Origin of the sequence: Microvirga sesbaniae (genome assembly GCF_025460805.1) — a bacterium.
GTDB classification, from domain to species: domain Bacteria; phylum Pseudomonadota; class Alphaproteobacteria; order Rhizobiales; family Beijerinckiaceae; genus Microvirga; species Microvirga sesbaniae.
On sequence record NZ_JAMXFJ010000067.1, the window covers coordinates 1 to 13550 of the forward strand.

The 13550-nt window shown below is 63.1% G+C and carries 13 protein-coding genes, 2 pseudogenes and 2 riboswitches; of the genes and pseudogenes, 7 read left to right on the top strand and 8 right to left on the bottom strand.

What is annotated here, in order from left to right; translation table 11 throughout:
- Window positions 1–260: 260 nt before the first annotated feature.
- Complete coding sequence (locus OCW50_RS31590; protein WP_210804945.1) at window positions 261–797, top strand: winged helix-turn-helix domain-containing protein; 537 nt, start codon at window positions 261–263, stop codon at window positions 795–797.
- Between the two features lie 218 nt (window positions 798–1015).
- Here OCW50_RS31590 and OCW50_RS31595 read toward each other — a convergent pair.
- A pseudogene (locus OCW50_RS31595) lies at window positions 1016–2069 on the bottom strand (IS110 family RNA-guided transposase).
- A gap of 135 nt (window positions 2070–2204) precedes the next feature.
- On the opposite strand from OCW50_RS31595, the gene OCW50_RS31600 reads away from it, so the two are divergent.
- From OCW50_RS31600 to OCW50_RS31615, 4 genes and pseudogenes are all read left to right on the top strand, one after another.
- The gene (locus OCW50_RS31600; RefSeq protein ID WP_210804943.1) at window positions 2205–2741 is read left to right on the top strand and encodes a winged helix-turn-helix domain-containing protein; all 537 of its coding nucleotides are present in this window, start codon (window positions 2205–2207) and stop codon (window positions 2739–2741) included.
- Between the two features lie 7 nt (window positions 2742–2748).
- The gene (locus tag OCW50_RS31605; protein WP_262266480.1) at window positions 2749–3237 is read left to right on the top strand and encodes a transposase; all 489 of its coding nucleotides are present in this window, start codon (window positions 2749–2751) and stop codon (window positions 3235–3237) included.
- A 40-nt stretch (window positions 3238–3277) separates the two neighbouring features.
- The gene (locus tag OCW50_RS31610; protein WP_210805481.1) at window positions 3278–3793 is read left to right on the top strand and encodes a transposase; all 516 of its coding nucleotides are present in this window, start codon (window positions 3278–3280) and stop codon (window positions 3791–3793) included.
- Window positions 3794–3799: 6 nt separating this feature from the next.
- A pseudogene (locus tag OCW50_RS31615) lies at window positions 3800–4285 on the top strand (alanine dehydrogenase); the annotation flags it as partial.
- A 99-nt stretch (window positions 4286–4384) separates the two neighbouring features.
- Here OCW50_RS31615 and OCW50_RS31620 read toward each other — a convergent pair.
- Genes OCW50_RS31620 through thiC form a run of 6 tightly spaced genes read right to left on the bottom strand, consistent with a single transcriptional unit; the run spans window position 4385 to window position 9792 of the window.
- Entirely contained in the window at window positions 4385–5386 is a 1002-nt protein-coding gene (locus tag OCW50_RS31620) for a HesA/MoeB/ThiF family protein (RefSeq protein ID WP_210805483.1), read from the bottom strand.
- Window positions 5383–5994 (bottom strand): thiamine phosphate synthase, encoded by a 612-nt coding sequence (locus OCW50_RS31625; RefSeq protein ID WP_210805485.1) that lies wholly within the window; start codon window positions 5992–5994, stop codon window positions 5383–5385. Before OCW50_RS31625 ends, OCW50_RS31620 begins: the two co-directional genes overlap by 4 nt.
- Window positions 5991–6761 carry a thiazole synthase gene (locus OCW50_RS31630; RefSeq protein ID WP_210805487.1) on the bottom strand — a complete coding sequence of 257 codons (771 nt, stop codon included), beginning with the start codon at window positions 6759–6761 and terminating at the stop codon, window positions 5991–5993. The genes OCW50_RS31625 and OCW50_RS31630 overlap by 4 nt, the downstream gene beginning before the upstream one ends.
- A 3-nt stretch (window positions 6762–6764) precedes the next feature.
- Window positions 6765–6962: a sulfur carrier protein ThiS gene (thiS, locus tag OCW50_RS31635; RefSeq protein ID WP_114948072.1), complete on the bottom strand. Its 198-nt coding sequence runs from the start codon at window positions 6960–6962 to the stop codon at window positions 6765–6767.
- Between the two features lie 3 nt (window positions 6963–6965).
- Complete coding sequence (gene thiO / locus OCW50_RS31640; RefSeq protein ID WP_210805489.1) at window positions 6966–7940, bottom strand: glycine oxidase ThiO; 975 nt, start codon at window positions 7938–7940, stop codon at window positions 6966–6968.
- A 4-nt stretch (window positions 7941–7944) separates the two neighbouring features.
- Complete coding sequence (thiC, locus tag OCW50_RS31645) at window positions 7945–9792, bottom strand: phosphomethylpyrimidine synthase ThiC (protein WP_210805491.1); 1848 nt, start codon at window positions 9790–9792, stop codon at window positions 7945–7947.
- Window positions 9793–9854: 62 nt separating this feature from the next.
- A riboswitch (TPP riboswitch) is annotated at window positions 9855–9962 on the bottom strand.
- A 93-nt stretch (window positions 9963–10055) separates the two neighbouring features.
- Window positions 10056–10159: riboswitch (TPP riboswitch) on the top strand.
- On the opposite strand from thiC, the gene thiM reads away from it, so the two are divergent.
- Window positions 10150–10938: a hydroxyethylthiazole kinase gene (gene thiM / locus OCW50_RS31650; protein ID WP_210805493.1), complete on the top strand. Its 789-nt coding sequence runs from the start codon at window positions 10150–10152 to the stop codon at window positions 10936–10938. It overlaps the preceding riboswitch by 10 nt.
- A 141-nt stretch (window positions 10939–11079) precedes the next feature.
- Window positions 11080–11880, top strand: coding sequence for a bifunctional hydroxymethylpyrimidine kinase/phosphomethylpyrimidine kinase (gene thiD, locus OCW50_RS31655; protein WP_210805495.1), 801 nt, complete (start codon window positions 11080–11082; stop codon window positions 11878–11880).
- Between the two features lie 276 nt (window positions 11881–12156).
- Here the strand turns inward: thiD and OCW50_RS31660 are convergent, their stop codons facing one another.
- Window positions 12157–12924 (bottom strand): acetoacetate decarboxylase, encoded by a 768-nt coding sequence (locus tag OCW50_RS31660; RefSeq protein WP_210805497.1) that lies wholly within the window; start codon window positions 12922–12924, stop codon window positions 12157–12159.
- Window positions 12925–13550: the final 626 nt, after the last annotated feature.

Here is a 13550-nt window from a genome sequence, read left to right on the forward strand (position 1 = left end):
TCGCCCGGCCGGATGGCTGCGGGGAACAAGAGGCTCAAGCAGTGCCCATTCGGCATCGTTGAGATCGGTGGCGTAGGAACAGGCATCCACGGCGGGACTCCCGGATCGTTAAACGGCCCACATCCGCGGCAGCAGCCAGCTCCAAACCTATTCTGAATCAAGTACTTACATCGAGCAATAAAATTGCTCACCAGCCTCTGAGGATCTTCACGAAAGCGGTGTAATATAGGGCGGTGTCGATCCTCGTGAGGAGGTGCACGATGGGTGACAACGTTTGGCGCCCGGCGCATCTAACGCCGGAACAGATGGAGGAGCGCCGTCTGGCGGCCGCGACGCTGCTGCGGCAGGGGCGGCTCTCCCAGGCCGAGATCGCCCGACAACTTGGCGTGAGCCCGGCCAGCGTCTCGCGCTGGGCTGGCACGCTGGCGCAGCAGGGCCGGCGCGGCCTGGAAGCCCAACCCATCACAGGACGCCCACCGCGGCTCGATGAGACAGCCTGGGCCCGGCTGGGCCGGCTCCTGGATCGGGGCGCCGTAGCGGCAGGCTTTGGCACCGAGCGCTGGACTCTCACGCGCATTGCCGCCCTGATCGAGCGCGAGTTCGGGGTTCACTATCATCCCCGCTATCTGGAGCGGCCGCTCAAGGCGCACGGCTTCACTGTGCAACGTCCCGCCACACGGGCCAAGGAGCGCGACGAGTTGGTGATTGCGGTCTGGCCCAAGCGGGAATGGGTAGCGCTCAAAAAATCTATGGACCGGCCGTGCATTGCAAGAGGGCTGTGGCAGATGGGTGAGTGACGGTTCGCATCAATCTATCCGGCCTCTGGGTGGAGCCTGAGCTCCGGGCCATCATGGGAATCCGCGCGCACCGCGCCTACTTAGGCACGAGACCTCAAGGGGCCATTTTTTTAATCAGGTTTCCGATGCGCCGGGCAACCGTTCATCCATCCTGTCACTTCCTTCTCGCGAACCTCGGCGGGAACTCTATCCTCGAACTGTCGGCCGTCTGAGCAGGCTCAGGCCGTCCGTGCGGCAAACTCCGGATCGTAACCGTTCGCGCGGGACAGCACGCTCCAAGCGATACGCGCGAGCTTGTTCGCCAAGGCGGCCGCCAGCACATTCCGGTGCAGCCGGGCCCGTGCCGCGGCCAACCAGCGGCCGAAGCCGTGCCCGTCCCAGTGGCGCGGTCGCTGCAGGAGAACCTGCGCTCCTCCGACGAAGAGCGTGCGCAAGTAGCGGTTGCCGCGCTTGGACAGGCCACCCAGGATGGTCCGGCCACCGGTCGAGATCTGCTTGGGCACCAGACCGAGCCAGGCGGCAAAATCGCGGCCTTTGGCGAACGCCGCTCCGGTGCCAATCGCCGCCACCATGGCGCTGGCGGTGATCACGCCGACGCCCGGGATCCCCATCAGCCGCTGGCAGCCCCCATCCTGACGGGCCAGAGCCGTGATGTCCCCGGTGATCGCGTCAATGCGCTCATCCAACCGGTGCCAGTCTCCCGCCAGATCCTCGATCAGGTGGATCATGCGCGGCGAGAGCACGTCCGTGCGGTGGGACAGCAGAGTGGGCAGAGCCTCTCGTAAACCGGCAAGTCCCTGCCTCACCGGGATGCCGCATTCGAGCAGGAAGCCGCGGATCTGGTTGATCACCGCCGTGCGCTGCCCGACCAGCCGGCTGCGCACCCGATGCAGGGCTTGCAGATCGAGTTGCTCGGCTGACTTCAGCGGCACCGGGCGCATGGTGGGCCGTTGCGCCGCCTCGGCGATCGCTTCAGCGTCGCGATAGTCGTTCTTGTGCCCTTTGAGAAACGGTTTGACGTACTGGGCCGGCAGCAGGCGGACATCATGGCCGAGGGCAGCGAGCTGGCGCCCGACGTGATGGGCGCCCGCGCAAGCCTCCATGCCGATCAGGCAGACCGGCACATTGGCCAGGCAGGACAACAGCTGCCCGCGCGAGACTTTGCGGCGCAGCACGATCTTGCCGCGGGTCCATGCCGATCAGGTGGAAGGTGGTTTTGCCCAGGTCGATGCCGATGGTGGCAATGGTCTCACGCGCGGTCTGCTGTGTCATGACATGGCTCCTTCGCTGCGGGACAATCCCGTGCTCCCATGCTCCGCCCGGGAGCATGGCCGGTCCATGCCATCATTGATCCTCACGCGCCGGGTGTAACATAGGGCGGTGTCCGTCATCGTGAGGAGGTGCGCGATGGAAGGCAACGTTTGGCATCCGACGCATTTGACGACGGAGCAGATGGAGGAGCGTCGCCTGGTGGCCGCGACGCTGTTACGCCAGGGGCAGCTCTCGCAGGCCGAGATCGCCCAGCATGTGGGGGTGAGCCGCGCCAGTGTCTGCCGTTGGGCCGCCACCCTGGCCCAGGAGGGCCCGCGCGGCTTGGAAGCGCGCCCCAACCTCGGGCCGCCCCCTCGGCTCGATGAGAAGGCGTGGGCTCGGTTGGGCCGGCTGCTCGACCGAGGGGCCATCGCGGCCGGCTTTGCCACCGAACGGTGGACCCTCACGCGCATTTCCGCTCTGATCGAGCGCGAGTTCGGGGTGCATTATCATCCCCGCTATCTGGAGCGGCTCCTGAAGGCGCATGGCTTCAGCGTGCAACGTCCCGCCACCCGGGCCAAGGAGCGGGATGAGCTGGTGATCGCGGTCTGGCCCAAGCGGGACTGGGTGGCGTTGAAAAAAGGCAGGTCGGGAGCACCGGACCCTGGTCCTCTGGGACGAGACCGGCCATAGCTTCCGGATCCGGCCGGGCACGACCTGGGCGCGGCGCGGGCTGACGCCGGTCCTGCGGCGGGTGAGCAAGCGACGTGAGGTGTCGAGCATCGTGGCGATTACGCCGGACGGACAGCTGTATGCGCGCCATTTCCGCACCTCCATCTCGAGCCACTGTGTCATTCAGGCCCTGCGCTTCTTCCGCCGCAAGATCGGCACGCCGCTGCTGGTGGTGTGGGATCGGCTCAACGCGCACCGCTCCCGAGCAACCGCGGCCTTCATTGCGGCCCACCCGCAGGACTATGCGGTCGCCTATCTGCCAGCCTACGCCCCCGAGTTGAATCCGGAAGAGCAGTGCAATGCCCTCGTCAAGCGTGCCATGGCAAACGCTCTGCCCGACTCAATCAACGACCTGCATCGGCTCGCCCGTCGTGAGTTCGGCCGGCTGAAGCGTCACCCTGAGATGATCGTCCGCTTCTTCCGCCACGCAGGCCTCTCCGTTACCGGCATCGCGTGAAGATCATTAGGCGCGCCGGGAGCGCCGGACCATCCTGCTCGTGGATGAGACCGGCCACAGCTTCCGCGCCCGACCGGGTACGACCTGGGCCCGGCGCGGGATCACCCCGATCCTCCAGCGGGTGGGCAAGCGGCGCGAGGTGTCGAGCATTGTGGCGATCACGCCCGACGGGCGGCTCTATGCCAGACACGTCCGCACCTGCGTCTCGAGCCAGACCGTGATCTCGGCCCTGCGCTACTTCCGCCGCAAGATCGGCACGCCCCTGCTGGTGGTGTGGGATCGGCTCAATGCCCATCGGTCACAAGCGACCACCGCCTTCATCGCAGCCCACCCGCAGGATTATGCGGCGGCCTACCTGCCGGCCTATGCGCCCGAGCTCAACCCGGAGGAGCAGTGCAATGCCTGCGTCAAGCGCGCCATGGAGAACGCCCTACCTGGATCCGTCGCGGACCTGCACCGTCTGGTCCGCCGCGAATTCAGCCAGCTTCAGCACCAACCTGAGATGATCGTCAGCTTCTTTCGCCACGCAGGGCTCTCCGTTGCAGGAATACCGTGAGGATCATTAGACGAACTGTTCGAAGGACGCGTTCGGACTCGACTATCGACGCCGTTGAGCAGGAGGTCTTTGCAGCGGATGTTGTCATTGGTGCGGTGCTCGTTCCTGGCGAAGTGCGCCGAAACTCGTCAGTCGCGGCATGTTGAGCTCGATGCGCAAAGGCTCGGTGATTGTGGATGTCACGATCGATCAGGGTAGATGCTTTGAGACCTCGCGCCCGACGCGCACGCTGATCCAACGTACGAGGTGGATGGCGTCATTCATTACTACGTCGCCAACATGCCGGGAGCAGTCCCGCTGACCTCAAGCAAGGCCCTGAATAACGCCACGTTGCCCCTTGGTTTTGCGCTCGCCAGCAAGGGGTTTGCCGCCGTGCTCGAGAATCCGCATCTGCGTGCCGGCCTCAATGTCTATCGCGGCCGGCTCACCAACAAGGCCGTGGCCGAGAGCCTCTGCCTGCCATTCTCACCGATCGAACCGGCTGCGGCCTGATCCAAGAGATCCCGACTGGGATGAAACCGCAAGTCCACTGTCGAGAGGCCAAGCGCATTGACGCATTCCGGAGCTGAAAGACTTCAGCCATCAAACGGCTCAAACGCTCTGCGAACACAGCTCATCGATATCGCCCATTGCGATGAGCGCCAGCTTCTGGTGTCCCTGGTCCCTCAGCAGGTCCGCTGCCCGCCACGCTCTTGAACCGCTGCGGCAGCAGAGCACAACCCGGCTCAATTGTGAGACATCCCGGCTCTGCTCAACGATCGTGTCAATGGTTGCGCGGCGGGCCTGCGGAAATGGCGAGACCGACACCTCAGCAAGGCTTCTGAGCTCGAAGACAATGTCGTTGGCGGTGACATCAGATTGCGCGATAAAGGGCGGCGCGGAACCAGGCGCCTCCGGCGCATCCAGGAACGAAAATCCGCCAAACTCTAGCTTTTGCAGATCCGCCGAAATCAACTGCCCAAGTGGTGACGGATCAAGGCCCAGAATCAGTGCTAACACCATCTGCGCCTGCAAGCCACCGAGCATGCCCGCAACAGAGCCTAGAACCCCTAGCGTGGCACAGTTCCCGAGGTTCTGAGGAATATCCGGAAATAGGGAGCGGTAGCTCGGAGCGCCGGCACAGAAGGCGCCAACATAGCCTTTCAAGCCTACACAGGACGCACTGACCAAAGGTTTGCATGCTGCCTTACAGGCATCGCTCAGAATGTACGTGACCGCGATGCTATCGGCGGCATCCACAATGACATCCGCGCCCCTCACGAGACCCTGTGCTGCGGCGGGATCAAGATAGATGGCAAGCGCGTCAACGATCACTGACGGATTGAGAGCTTTGAGTGCCGTCTGAGCCACCTCGACCTTCAGCTGACCAATGTCGGTCTTGCGATAAAGGGGCTGCCGGTGAAGGTTGCTCTCGTCAACGCGGTCATGGTCGACGAGCGTGAGGCGTCCGACACCGGCGGCCGTGAGATATTGCAGGACGGGACATCCAAGGCCGCCGGCCCCGACGACCAGCACCGAGGATGACGCAAGCTTGGCCTGGCCAGTCTCGCCCACCTCCGGGAGCACGATCTGTCGTGCATAGCGAGTAGTCATCCCATAATCCTCGTCAATGCGATCCAACGGCGGGTTTGTTGCTCCGGGTCCGGGTGCCGGAGAATGTCCGTCACCACCGCCGCACTGTCAGCGCCAGCATCCAGAACGCCTGGGATGCGGTCGATGGTGAGCCCACCGATCGCAACGAGTGGAATCTCGCCAATGAGCTGCTTCCATTCCGTGATGCGGCGCAGGCCTTGGGGAGCCCAGGGCATCTGCTTCAGGTCTGTCGGAAAGATGGGTCCCAGAGCAACGTAGTCCGGCGCAGCTGAGAGCGCCTGCTTGAGTTCGCTGTGGTCATGCGTACTCACACCCAGCCGAATGCCCGCCTTTCGAATGGCCGGCAGATTCGCGCCCGCGAGATCTTCCTGTCCGAGGTGAACGAAGGTGCAGCCTTTCGCAATGGCAAGCCTCCAATGATCGTTGACCACGAGTTGAGCGCCATGCTGTTCGCAACAGATCTTCGCCTCTCTAATCTGACGTGCGATTGCGGCATCGGACACATTCTTGATGCGAAGTTGAATGAGTTTTACGCCGAGCGGCATTAGGCGTCGCACCCAATCCGCGTTATCGACAATGAGATAGAAGGGGTCGAGCACGAGGGTCATGCCAGCAACGCCCTGCCAAAAACCGGAGTCGACGGGCGCGCCATCTCCCGTGGTTCCATCGGAATGGCGCGCTGTGCCAGCAGTCCAGCCTCAACCGCCAGGGCGAATGCCTTGGCCATCCCGACCGGATCACCGGCCTTGGCGACCGCGGTGTTCAAAAGAACTGCGTCGACTCCAAGCTCCATCGCTGCTGCGGCGTGTGAGGGCAGTCCAATTCCTGCATCGACCACAAGCGGCACATCGGGAAAGTGGGCCCGGAGCATCTTCAACCCGAAGACATTATTGAGACCTCTGCCTGAGCCGATCGGTGCACCCCAAGGCATCAGAACGCGACAGCCCGCCGCGAGCAGGCGTTCGGCCACAACGAGGTCCTCCGTCGTATATGGAAAGACCTGGAAGCCTTCTTCAGTCAGAACTCGCGCGGCTTCGACCAAGCCGAAGACGTCCGGCTGGAGGGTATCCTCCTCGCCGATCACCTCGAGTTTGATCCACGGCGTCCCGAAGACCTCCCGGGCCATATGGGCCGTCGTGACCGCCTCCTTGACCGTGCGGCACCCAGCAGTGTTGGGCAGAACGCGTGTGCCAAGATCGCGAATGATAGACCAGAAGGCCTGTCCTGCCAGATTGCCGCTCGCCTCGCGCCGGAGCGAGACAGTCACCACCTCCGCACCCGAGGCTTGAACTGCCGCTGCCACGATGGCGGGGGATGGATACTGGGCGGTTCCCAGCATCAAGGGTGACGCAAGTTCGACATTATACAACAGCATGCCTCAGCCTCCCTGCATCGGCGCGAGAACTTCGATGCGATCGCCGTCGTTCAGCGCGATGGCCGATCGTTGGGATGCGGGCACAAACCGTTCATTGACGGCCGTGGCCACAACGGCATCGCCGAAGTCGAGCTCACACAGAGCGCGCGACAGGAGCCGCTCCTCAATCTCACGCTCCTCACCATTCACGATAATCCTCATGCGTCATCTCCATAGTCGCTCTAGGTGGAATACTGCATCGGCGACCCGGGTCGCGAAGGCAGGAGCGAGCAAAAATCCGTGACGGTACAGGCCGTTGAAGTAGATCGTTCGGCCGCAGTCCCGGATCGCGGGCAGGTTGTCAGGAAAGGCGGGCCTGACATCGGCGCCAAACTCGACAATCTCGGCCTCGCCGAAGGCCGGATGGACAGAGTACGCTCCGTTGAGGAGCTCGACCGCCGAGCGCACTGTGACACGACTTCGATCTGAGCTCTCAATCATCGTCGCTCCGATCATGAAGAGCCCCTTCTCACGCGGCACGATGTAGAGAGCGATGCGCGGATGCAGGAGGCGGACAGGACGCTGGAGGGAGATCTCGTGTGTTCTGACAAGCAGCATCTCGCCCTTGACGCCGCGCAAGTCCGGAAGATCGCCCTGTGCGGCAAAGCCGCGACAGTCGATGATGCGATCCACATCGCTATCCCCGGTAGGGGCCTCGGCACCAAACCGTAGAGAGACACCAAAGTCTACAAGACGCGCGGCGAGTGCGGTCAGTGCGCTCCGGGGGTCAAGGTGTGCTTCGTCCGCGAAGAACAGGCCTTTGTGGAAACGTCCTGCCAGATCAGGCTCGAGATCAGCAATCCGATCCCCGTCGACCCAGTCAAAGCGTTCCGTTCGGCGCGCAAAGTGAGTGAGGTCGCCCGCGTCGCGGGGCCGGGCGATCACCAACGTACCCTTGCGGGTGGTCCCTGGACATCGCCGCAGCCACCAATCGATCGCACGACGGCCCAGTTCTGCCACGACAGGTTCCGAGCTCTCGCGCTCACACCAGGGCGCGAGCATTCCGCCCGCACACCAGGAGCAGGCAGCCGCACCGAGGTGCGGGCCACGGTCAATCACCTCAACCCTGGCGCCCCGCTCGGCCAACTCCAGCGCCGCTGTCAGGCCAGCGACTCCGGCGCCAATGACACGGATACGCATTGCGCTACTCCGCGGCGGGGACGTAGAGTTGTCCGCCGCCAGCCAGGAACTCGCGGCTCTTAGCGCGCATGCCGGCTAATTGCTCCTGAACCTCAGAGGTCATCGCCGCCACTTCGGCCCGCAGATCCTGCGTGATCTTCATCGAGCAGAACTTCGGGCCGCACATCGAGCAGAAATGCGCCGCCTTGTGTGCGTCCTTCGGCAAGGTCTCGTCATGATAGGCACGAGCCGTGTCTGGATCGAGGGAGAGATTGAACTGATCCTCCCAGCGGAAGTCGAAGCGGGCCCGGGACAAGGCGTCGTCCCGAACCTGTGCGGCCGGATGTCCCTTCGCAAGGTCGGCAGCATGGGCTGCGATCTTGTAGGTGATCACTCCGGTCTTCACATCGTCCCGGTTTGGCAGCCCCAGATGTTCCTTGGGTGTCACGTAGCAGAGCATCGCCGTGCCAAACCAGCCGATCATGGCGGCGCCGATGCCGGACGTGATGTGGTCATATCCCGGTGCGATGTCTGTGGTGAGTGGACCAAGGGTGTAGAAGGGCGCTTCGTCGCATTCGCGGAGTTGCTTGTCCATATTGACTTTGATCTTGTGCATCGGCACATGGCCGGGCCCTTCGATCATGACTTGGCAGCCCTTTTTCCACGCAACCTTTGTGAGCTCTCCCAGGGTCTCGAGTTCCGCGAACTGTGCCGCATCGTTCGCATCGGCGATCGATCCAGGGCGCAGTCCATCGCCCAACGAGAAGGAGACGTCATAGGCCCGCATGATGTCGCAGATCTCATCAAAGCGCTCGTAGAGGAAGCTTTCCTTGTGATGCGCCAGGCACCAGCGCGCCATGATCGAGCCGCCACGGGAGACGATGCCCGTGACGCGGTTGGCCGTGAGCGGCACATAAGGCAGGCGCATGCCCGCATGAATGGTGCAGTAATCGACGCCCTGTTCGGCCTGTTCGATCAACGTGTCCTTGAACACCTCCCAATCGAGCTTCACCGGATCACCGCCCACCTTCTCCAGGGCCTGGTAGATCGGCACTGTGCCGATGGGCACCGGCGAGTTGCGCAGGATCCAGGAGCGGATGTTGTGGATGTTGCGGCCCGTGGAGAGATCCATCACTGTGTCGGCGCCCCAGCGGATCGCCCAGACGAGCTTTTCCACCTCGTCGGCTGCCGTCGAGACCACGGCGGAGTTGCCGATATTGGCGTTGATCTTGACCAGGAAGTTGCGCCCGATTGCCATCGGCTCCAGTTCCGGATGGTTGATGTTGGCCGGAATGATGGCGCGGCCTCGGGCTACCTCCTGGCGCACGAACTCGGGCGTGATGAAGGGGGGAATGGCAGCCCCGAAGCTCTCGCCATCGGCAATCTTTGCCTCCGCGTTCGCCAGCATCGCTTCGCGGCAGAGGTTCTCTCGGTGCGCGACGTAGATCATTTCCTCTGTGATGACCCCGGCCCGGGCGAACTCGTATTGGGTTACGAGTTGACCGGAAGCGGCACGGCGCACGACGCGCTCGGCCGGGCATGGCGCCACAAGTGCGTCGGCCGAGACGTTTCCGTTGTCCTCAGGTTTCACGGGCCGCGGCGCGACCGCCGCATAGTTCCGCGCTGTGATCCACGGCTCGCGCACGAGCGGAAGACCTTTAGCGAGATCGATGGCTGCATCGTCCTGGGTATAAGGGCCGGAGGAGTCGTAAACGCGCACATGCGCTTCGCTGGGATCCGTCAGGATAATCGCGCGGAAGGGAACCCGGATATCTGGGCGATCTGCCGGCATGGCATAGACCTTGCATAATCCCTGAATCGGGCCAGTGGTGACGGACTGGGGAGCGCCCTTGGGCTTGTCGATATGAACCATCACTGGATCTCTCCTCTTGGACAAAGGGAGATCCGGGCAAAGCGAGCTGAGGGATTCGTTGTGTTGCTCGATAGTTCCAGTCCCTCCGCCGGTACGACCCGGATCAGGTTCAAGGGTCACGGCGAATCAGCCGACTCTCAGCCCCTTACAGGGCTCCCCTCGGAACGGATGCGATCCTCGTGGACGTAATCTCAGCTGTCAAGAGCGGAACTGAGCTGACAAGATTGGTTCTTGTCAAAGGATGGCGGAGCAATTATTACGGCGGCATCTCCTTGGGGTGCCCGTTCGCGCTGAGAGGTCTCGCCGAGACCAACCCATCGAACCTGATCCGGATTATGCCGGCGGAGGGATTGCGAGATGACGAGCAAACCAGCGTCCCTATCGGATGCTTTCAGTCTTCCAGAATTGTCCGGGCATCTGCTCAACCGCCTTCGCGGTGAGCGCACGCGCGTGCATGCGATCACGAGCGCAGTGGCACAAACCCTCACAGCCAATCTTCTGCTCGCCGCTGGCGGGATTCCATCGCTGACCGTCGCATTAGCGGAAGTCCCGGCTTTTACCAGCCGCTCCGCCGCGCTTCTCGTCAATCTGGGCACGCTCGACGCTGACCGCCGTGCCGCGATCCCACAAGCTATCGCGACCGCGCACGCTCATGCCAAGCCCTGGGTACTCGATCCAGTCTTCGCCGACGCCTCCCCACCCCGCCAGAAGTTTGCCCGCGCCTGTCTTGCGGGCAGGCCGCGTGTCCTTCGCTGCGATGCGGGCGAGCTCGCGGCTCTCGCCGGCAAGGATGCGACGCCTGAAACCGTGCAGTCCTTCGCCAAAGCTCAAGGCACGGTCGTGGCCCTAACCGGCGCGGTCGACTTGATTACGGATGGCGCCCGCATCATTCGCGTCAAGAACGGTCACTCGCTGATGACCCGCGTGACCGCCATGGGATGCGCCGGAACCGCCCTCGTGGCAGCCTTCACGGCCCTGCATAGCAGCGCACTCGAAGCGGCGGCTGCGGCTCTGCTCGTCACGCGCGTCGCAGGCGAGATCGCCGCGCGGGGCGCAAGGGGGCCGGGGACATTCCAGCCGGCTTTCCTCGACGCACTCTTCAATCTCGATACGCCAACTCTCATCACTCATGGGAGGGTCTCATAACCACAGGTGATCTCAGGCGCTACGATATCATCGATCCGGAAAGGACGGGCAGCTGGGGTCCTGTTGCGCTCGTCCGGCAAGCTGCCACTGGCGGCTGCGGCATATGGTAAATCAGGCCCTGAACTCGCGGAATGCTCCGGCATGACCGCTGTCGCCGTCACTATTGCGGGCTCGGATTCAGGGGGCGGCGCCGGCATCCAGGCAGACCTCAAGACCTTTTCGGCGCTAGGCGTCTACGGTGCCAGTGTGATCACTGCGCTCACGGCGCAGAACACCCTTGGCGTTCAGGGCATTCACGATGTTCCGCCCGCCTCCGTCAAGCAGCAGATCGACAGCGTCTTCTCCGATCTCACAGTCAATGCGGTAAAGATCGGCATGCTATCACAACCCGCTGTCATCGAAGTTGTGGCGGAAGGCCTTGCGCACTACAGCGCCGCGCGGATCGTACTTGATCCCGTGATGCTGGCGGCAAGTGGCAATCGACTGCTCGTGCCGCAGGCCATTGACACGCTGCGGCGCATCTTGCTTCCCATGGCGCTGCTCGTCACACCCAATCTTCCGGAGGCCGCAGCCCTCCTCGATGAGCCGCCGGCCCAGGACGAGCAGACCATGTGCCGCCAGGCTGAACGCATCCTCGCTTTGGGTCCCAAAGCTGTTCTGGTGAAAGGTGGCCACGGCACAGGACTGGAGAGCACCGACATTCTCATGAATCAGCACGGCATGCAGCGCTTTGCAGCTCCTCGCATCGGCACGCGCAACACGCATGGCACCGGCTGCACCCTGTCCTCGGCCATTGCAGCCGGGCTTGCCAAAGGTCTATCGCTCGGCGACGCGGTTACTGTGGCCAAGAGCTTCATCAGCGCCGCCATCGGGGCTTCCGATGAACTCCAGATCGGACGCGGGCCCGGACCCGTGCATCATTTCCATGCCACTTGGTCCTAAGCGCTCACACGGTGCGGCGCTTGGGGCTGGAGCCTGCGTTTTCGCGACTCTCATGGTCGTGCGCGCAAGGCTTCCGCCGGCGCATGGTCACCTCGTGGCCAAGAACCGTACCGGCCTCGGAACTGCAAGACCGAAGAGGCGATTGACGAGGCGTATTTCGCCTGTCGCTCGACATCCCCGCCTGTTGTAATGACCGCGGCGGATTATGCGCATGATTCTTAAAACCCGTATGCCGCTCGCAGTCCTTGGATCGAACTGGGACATGACGGTCTCCTTTCAGAGTTTGCGGTCGTCGGCGAGATAGTCGTAGACGACCTCCCCGAGCCCGAGGGTGAGATCGGCGATGTAATGGCTGGCGGACACCACCTCCTTAATGGGCAGCCGGGCCACGTCGCACATGGCGTGCTCAAAGAGCTGCAAAGCCGCAGGTCCGGTCCAGGCCCCCTTCAGGGTCACGTCCTCCAGGTAGTACCGCACGAGCTCGCAGATGCGCGGCGTGCAGTCCACATGCGGGATGATCTTGATCATGAAGGCGGGCTTCGCCATGGCTTTCCTGATAGGCGCCGGATCGGCCTCGCGATGCTTGTAGCCCATCGTGGCGACGACGCAGGGCACGGAGCCGTAATGCAGGGTGCCCACGAGCGTCTCCTGCTCATGGATGATCCGGGGGCTCGCGAGCTTCTTCGGAAAGCCCCAGATCTCCCGGCCGCCGGCGATCGGCGAATTGTCGTCGAGGTACATGGCATGTACGTAGCCGCCCTCCTGCACCTCGCCCGACGGTGTGGTGAAGCGCACGGGGATCACCTGTCCAGTCTCGGTGTAGTCGCCGAAGCCGGTCGAGTCCGGCATGCGGATGAACTCGTAGGCCACGGTATCGCCAACCACCTCCAGCGGTTCGGGCACCACGGCTCGGAGGGCCTCCGGATCGGTTCGATAGGTGATGACCACGTATTCGCGGTTGTAGAAGCGGTAGGGCGGGCGCGGATAGGCCGGGTCGTTGAGCGGCATTGCGAAGGCCTTTTCGCGGACATCTGAGATCTTCATGACTTCCTCGTGCGGAGTTCGAGTGTGAACGGTGACAGATCGGCGACGTCGAAAGTCGCGATGCCGTTCGACGTGTCGGGGCGCTTCGGGATACCGGGGTTGCGCAGGGTCCGCAGCGTGGACATCGTCATGTCTGGATGGCGCCCGTTTGGCAATGTGATTGTTGATGACGTTTGGGCCTAGCGGGGCGGGTGCGGTCATGTCTCCGGCCTTTGAATGCGGTGCTGCATGACCGCTGGCCCTGATGTTTTACGCTGAAGCTGGTCCCTCTCACGTTATCGCGCTTGGCTGACGCAAGACAATACCACGGGTTGTCCAGATCCGGCGGTCCATATCCGCTGTGGCTTCACATCATCTCATCGTCACCGTGCCAACTGGATGCCCCGAGGGGCGAATGGTTGTGAGTTGGTCGTCTATGAGGCCGCCGGCGCGGCAGCTCCCGTGCTCCCCGGCTCGTAAGCCGTGCTTCTGGCCATCACCGCCCAGGCGGTCCGGGCATTGTTGCATTAACCTTTGCCGTGTAGCGAGGGATGGCTACTCGAGGAGCCATCCGGTTGTCGATCTTCAAGCGCCGTCGTTTTCCAATCGCGATCATCTTGCTGTGCGTACGCTGGTACTGCAAGTAC

What these genes read in the sequence shown, in the direction of transcription:
- OCW50_RS31600 (WP_210804943.1), top strand. Translation starts at nt 2,205, where the DNA reads ATGGAAGGCAACGTTTGGCATCCGACGCATTTGACGACGGAGCAGATG.
- OCW50_RS31660 (WP_210805497.1), bottom strand. Translation starts at nt 12,924, where the DNA reads ATGAAGATCTCAGATGTCCGCGAAAAGGCCTTCGCAATGCCGCTCAAC.
- thiO (WP_210805489.1), bottom strand. Translation starts at nt 7,940, where the DNA reads ATGCGTATCCGTGTCATTGGCGCCGGAGTCGCTGGCCTGACAGCGGCG.
- OCW50_RS31590 (WP_210804945.1), top strand. Translation starts at nt 261, where the DNA reads ATGGGTGACAACGTTTGGCGCCCGGCGCATCTAACGCCGGAACAGATG.
- thiC (WP_210805491.1), bottom strand. Translation starts at nt 9,792, where the DNA reads ATGGTTCATATCGACAAGCCCAAGGGCGCTCCCCAGTCCGTCACCACT.
- OCW50_RS31620 (WP_210805483.1), bottom strand. Translation starts at nt 5,386, where the DNA reads ATGACTACTCGCTATGCACGACAGATCGTGCTCCCGGAGGTGGGCGAG.
- OCW50_RS31630 (WP_210805487.1), bottom strand. Translation starts at nt 6,761, where the DNA reads ATGCTGTTGTATAATGTCGAACTTGCGTCACCCTTGATGCTGGGAACC.
- thiD (WP_210805495.1), top strand. Translation starts at nt 11,080, where the DNA reads ATGACCGCTGTCGCCGTCACTATTGCGGGCTCGGATTCAGGGGGCGGC.
- OCW50_RS31625 (WP_210805485.1), bottom strand. Translation starts at nt 5,994, where the DNA reads ATGACCCTCGTGCTCGACCCCTTCTATCTCATTGTCGATAACGCGGAT.
- thiM (WP_210805493.1), top strand. Translation starts at nt 10,150, where the DNA reads ATGACGAGCAAACCAGCGTCCCTATCGGATGCTTTCAGTCTTCCAGAA.
- thiS (WP_114948072.1), bottom strand. Translation starts at nt 6,962, where the DNA reads ATGAGGATTATCGTGAATGGTGAGGAGCGTGAGATTGAGGAGCGGCTC.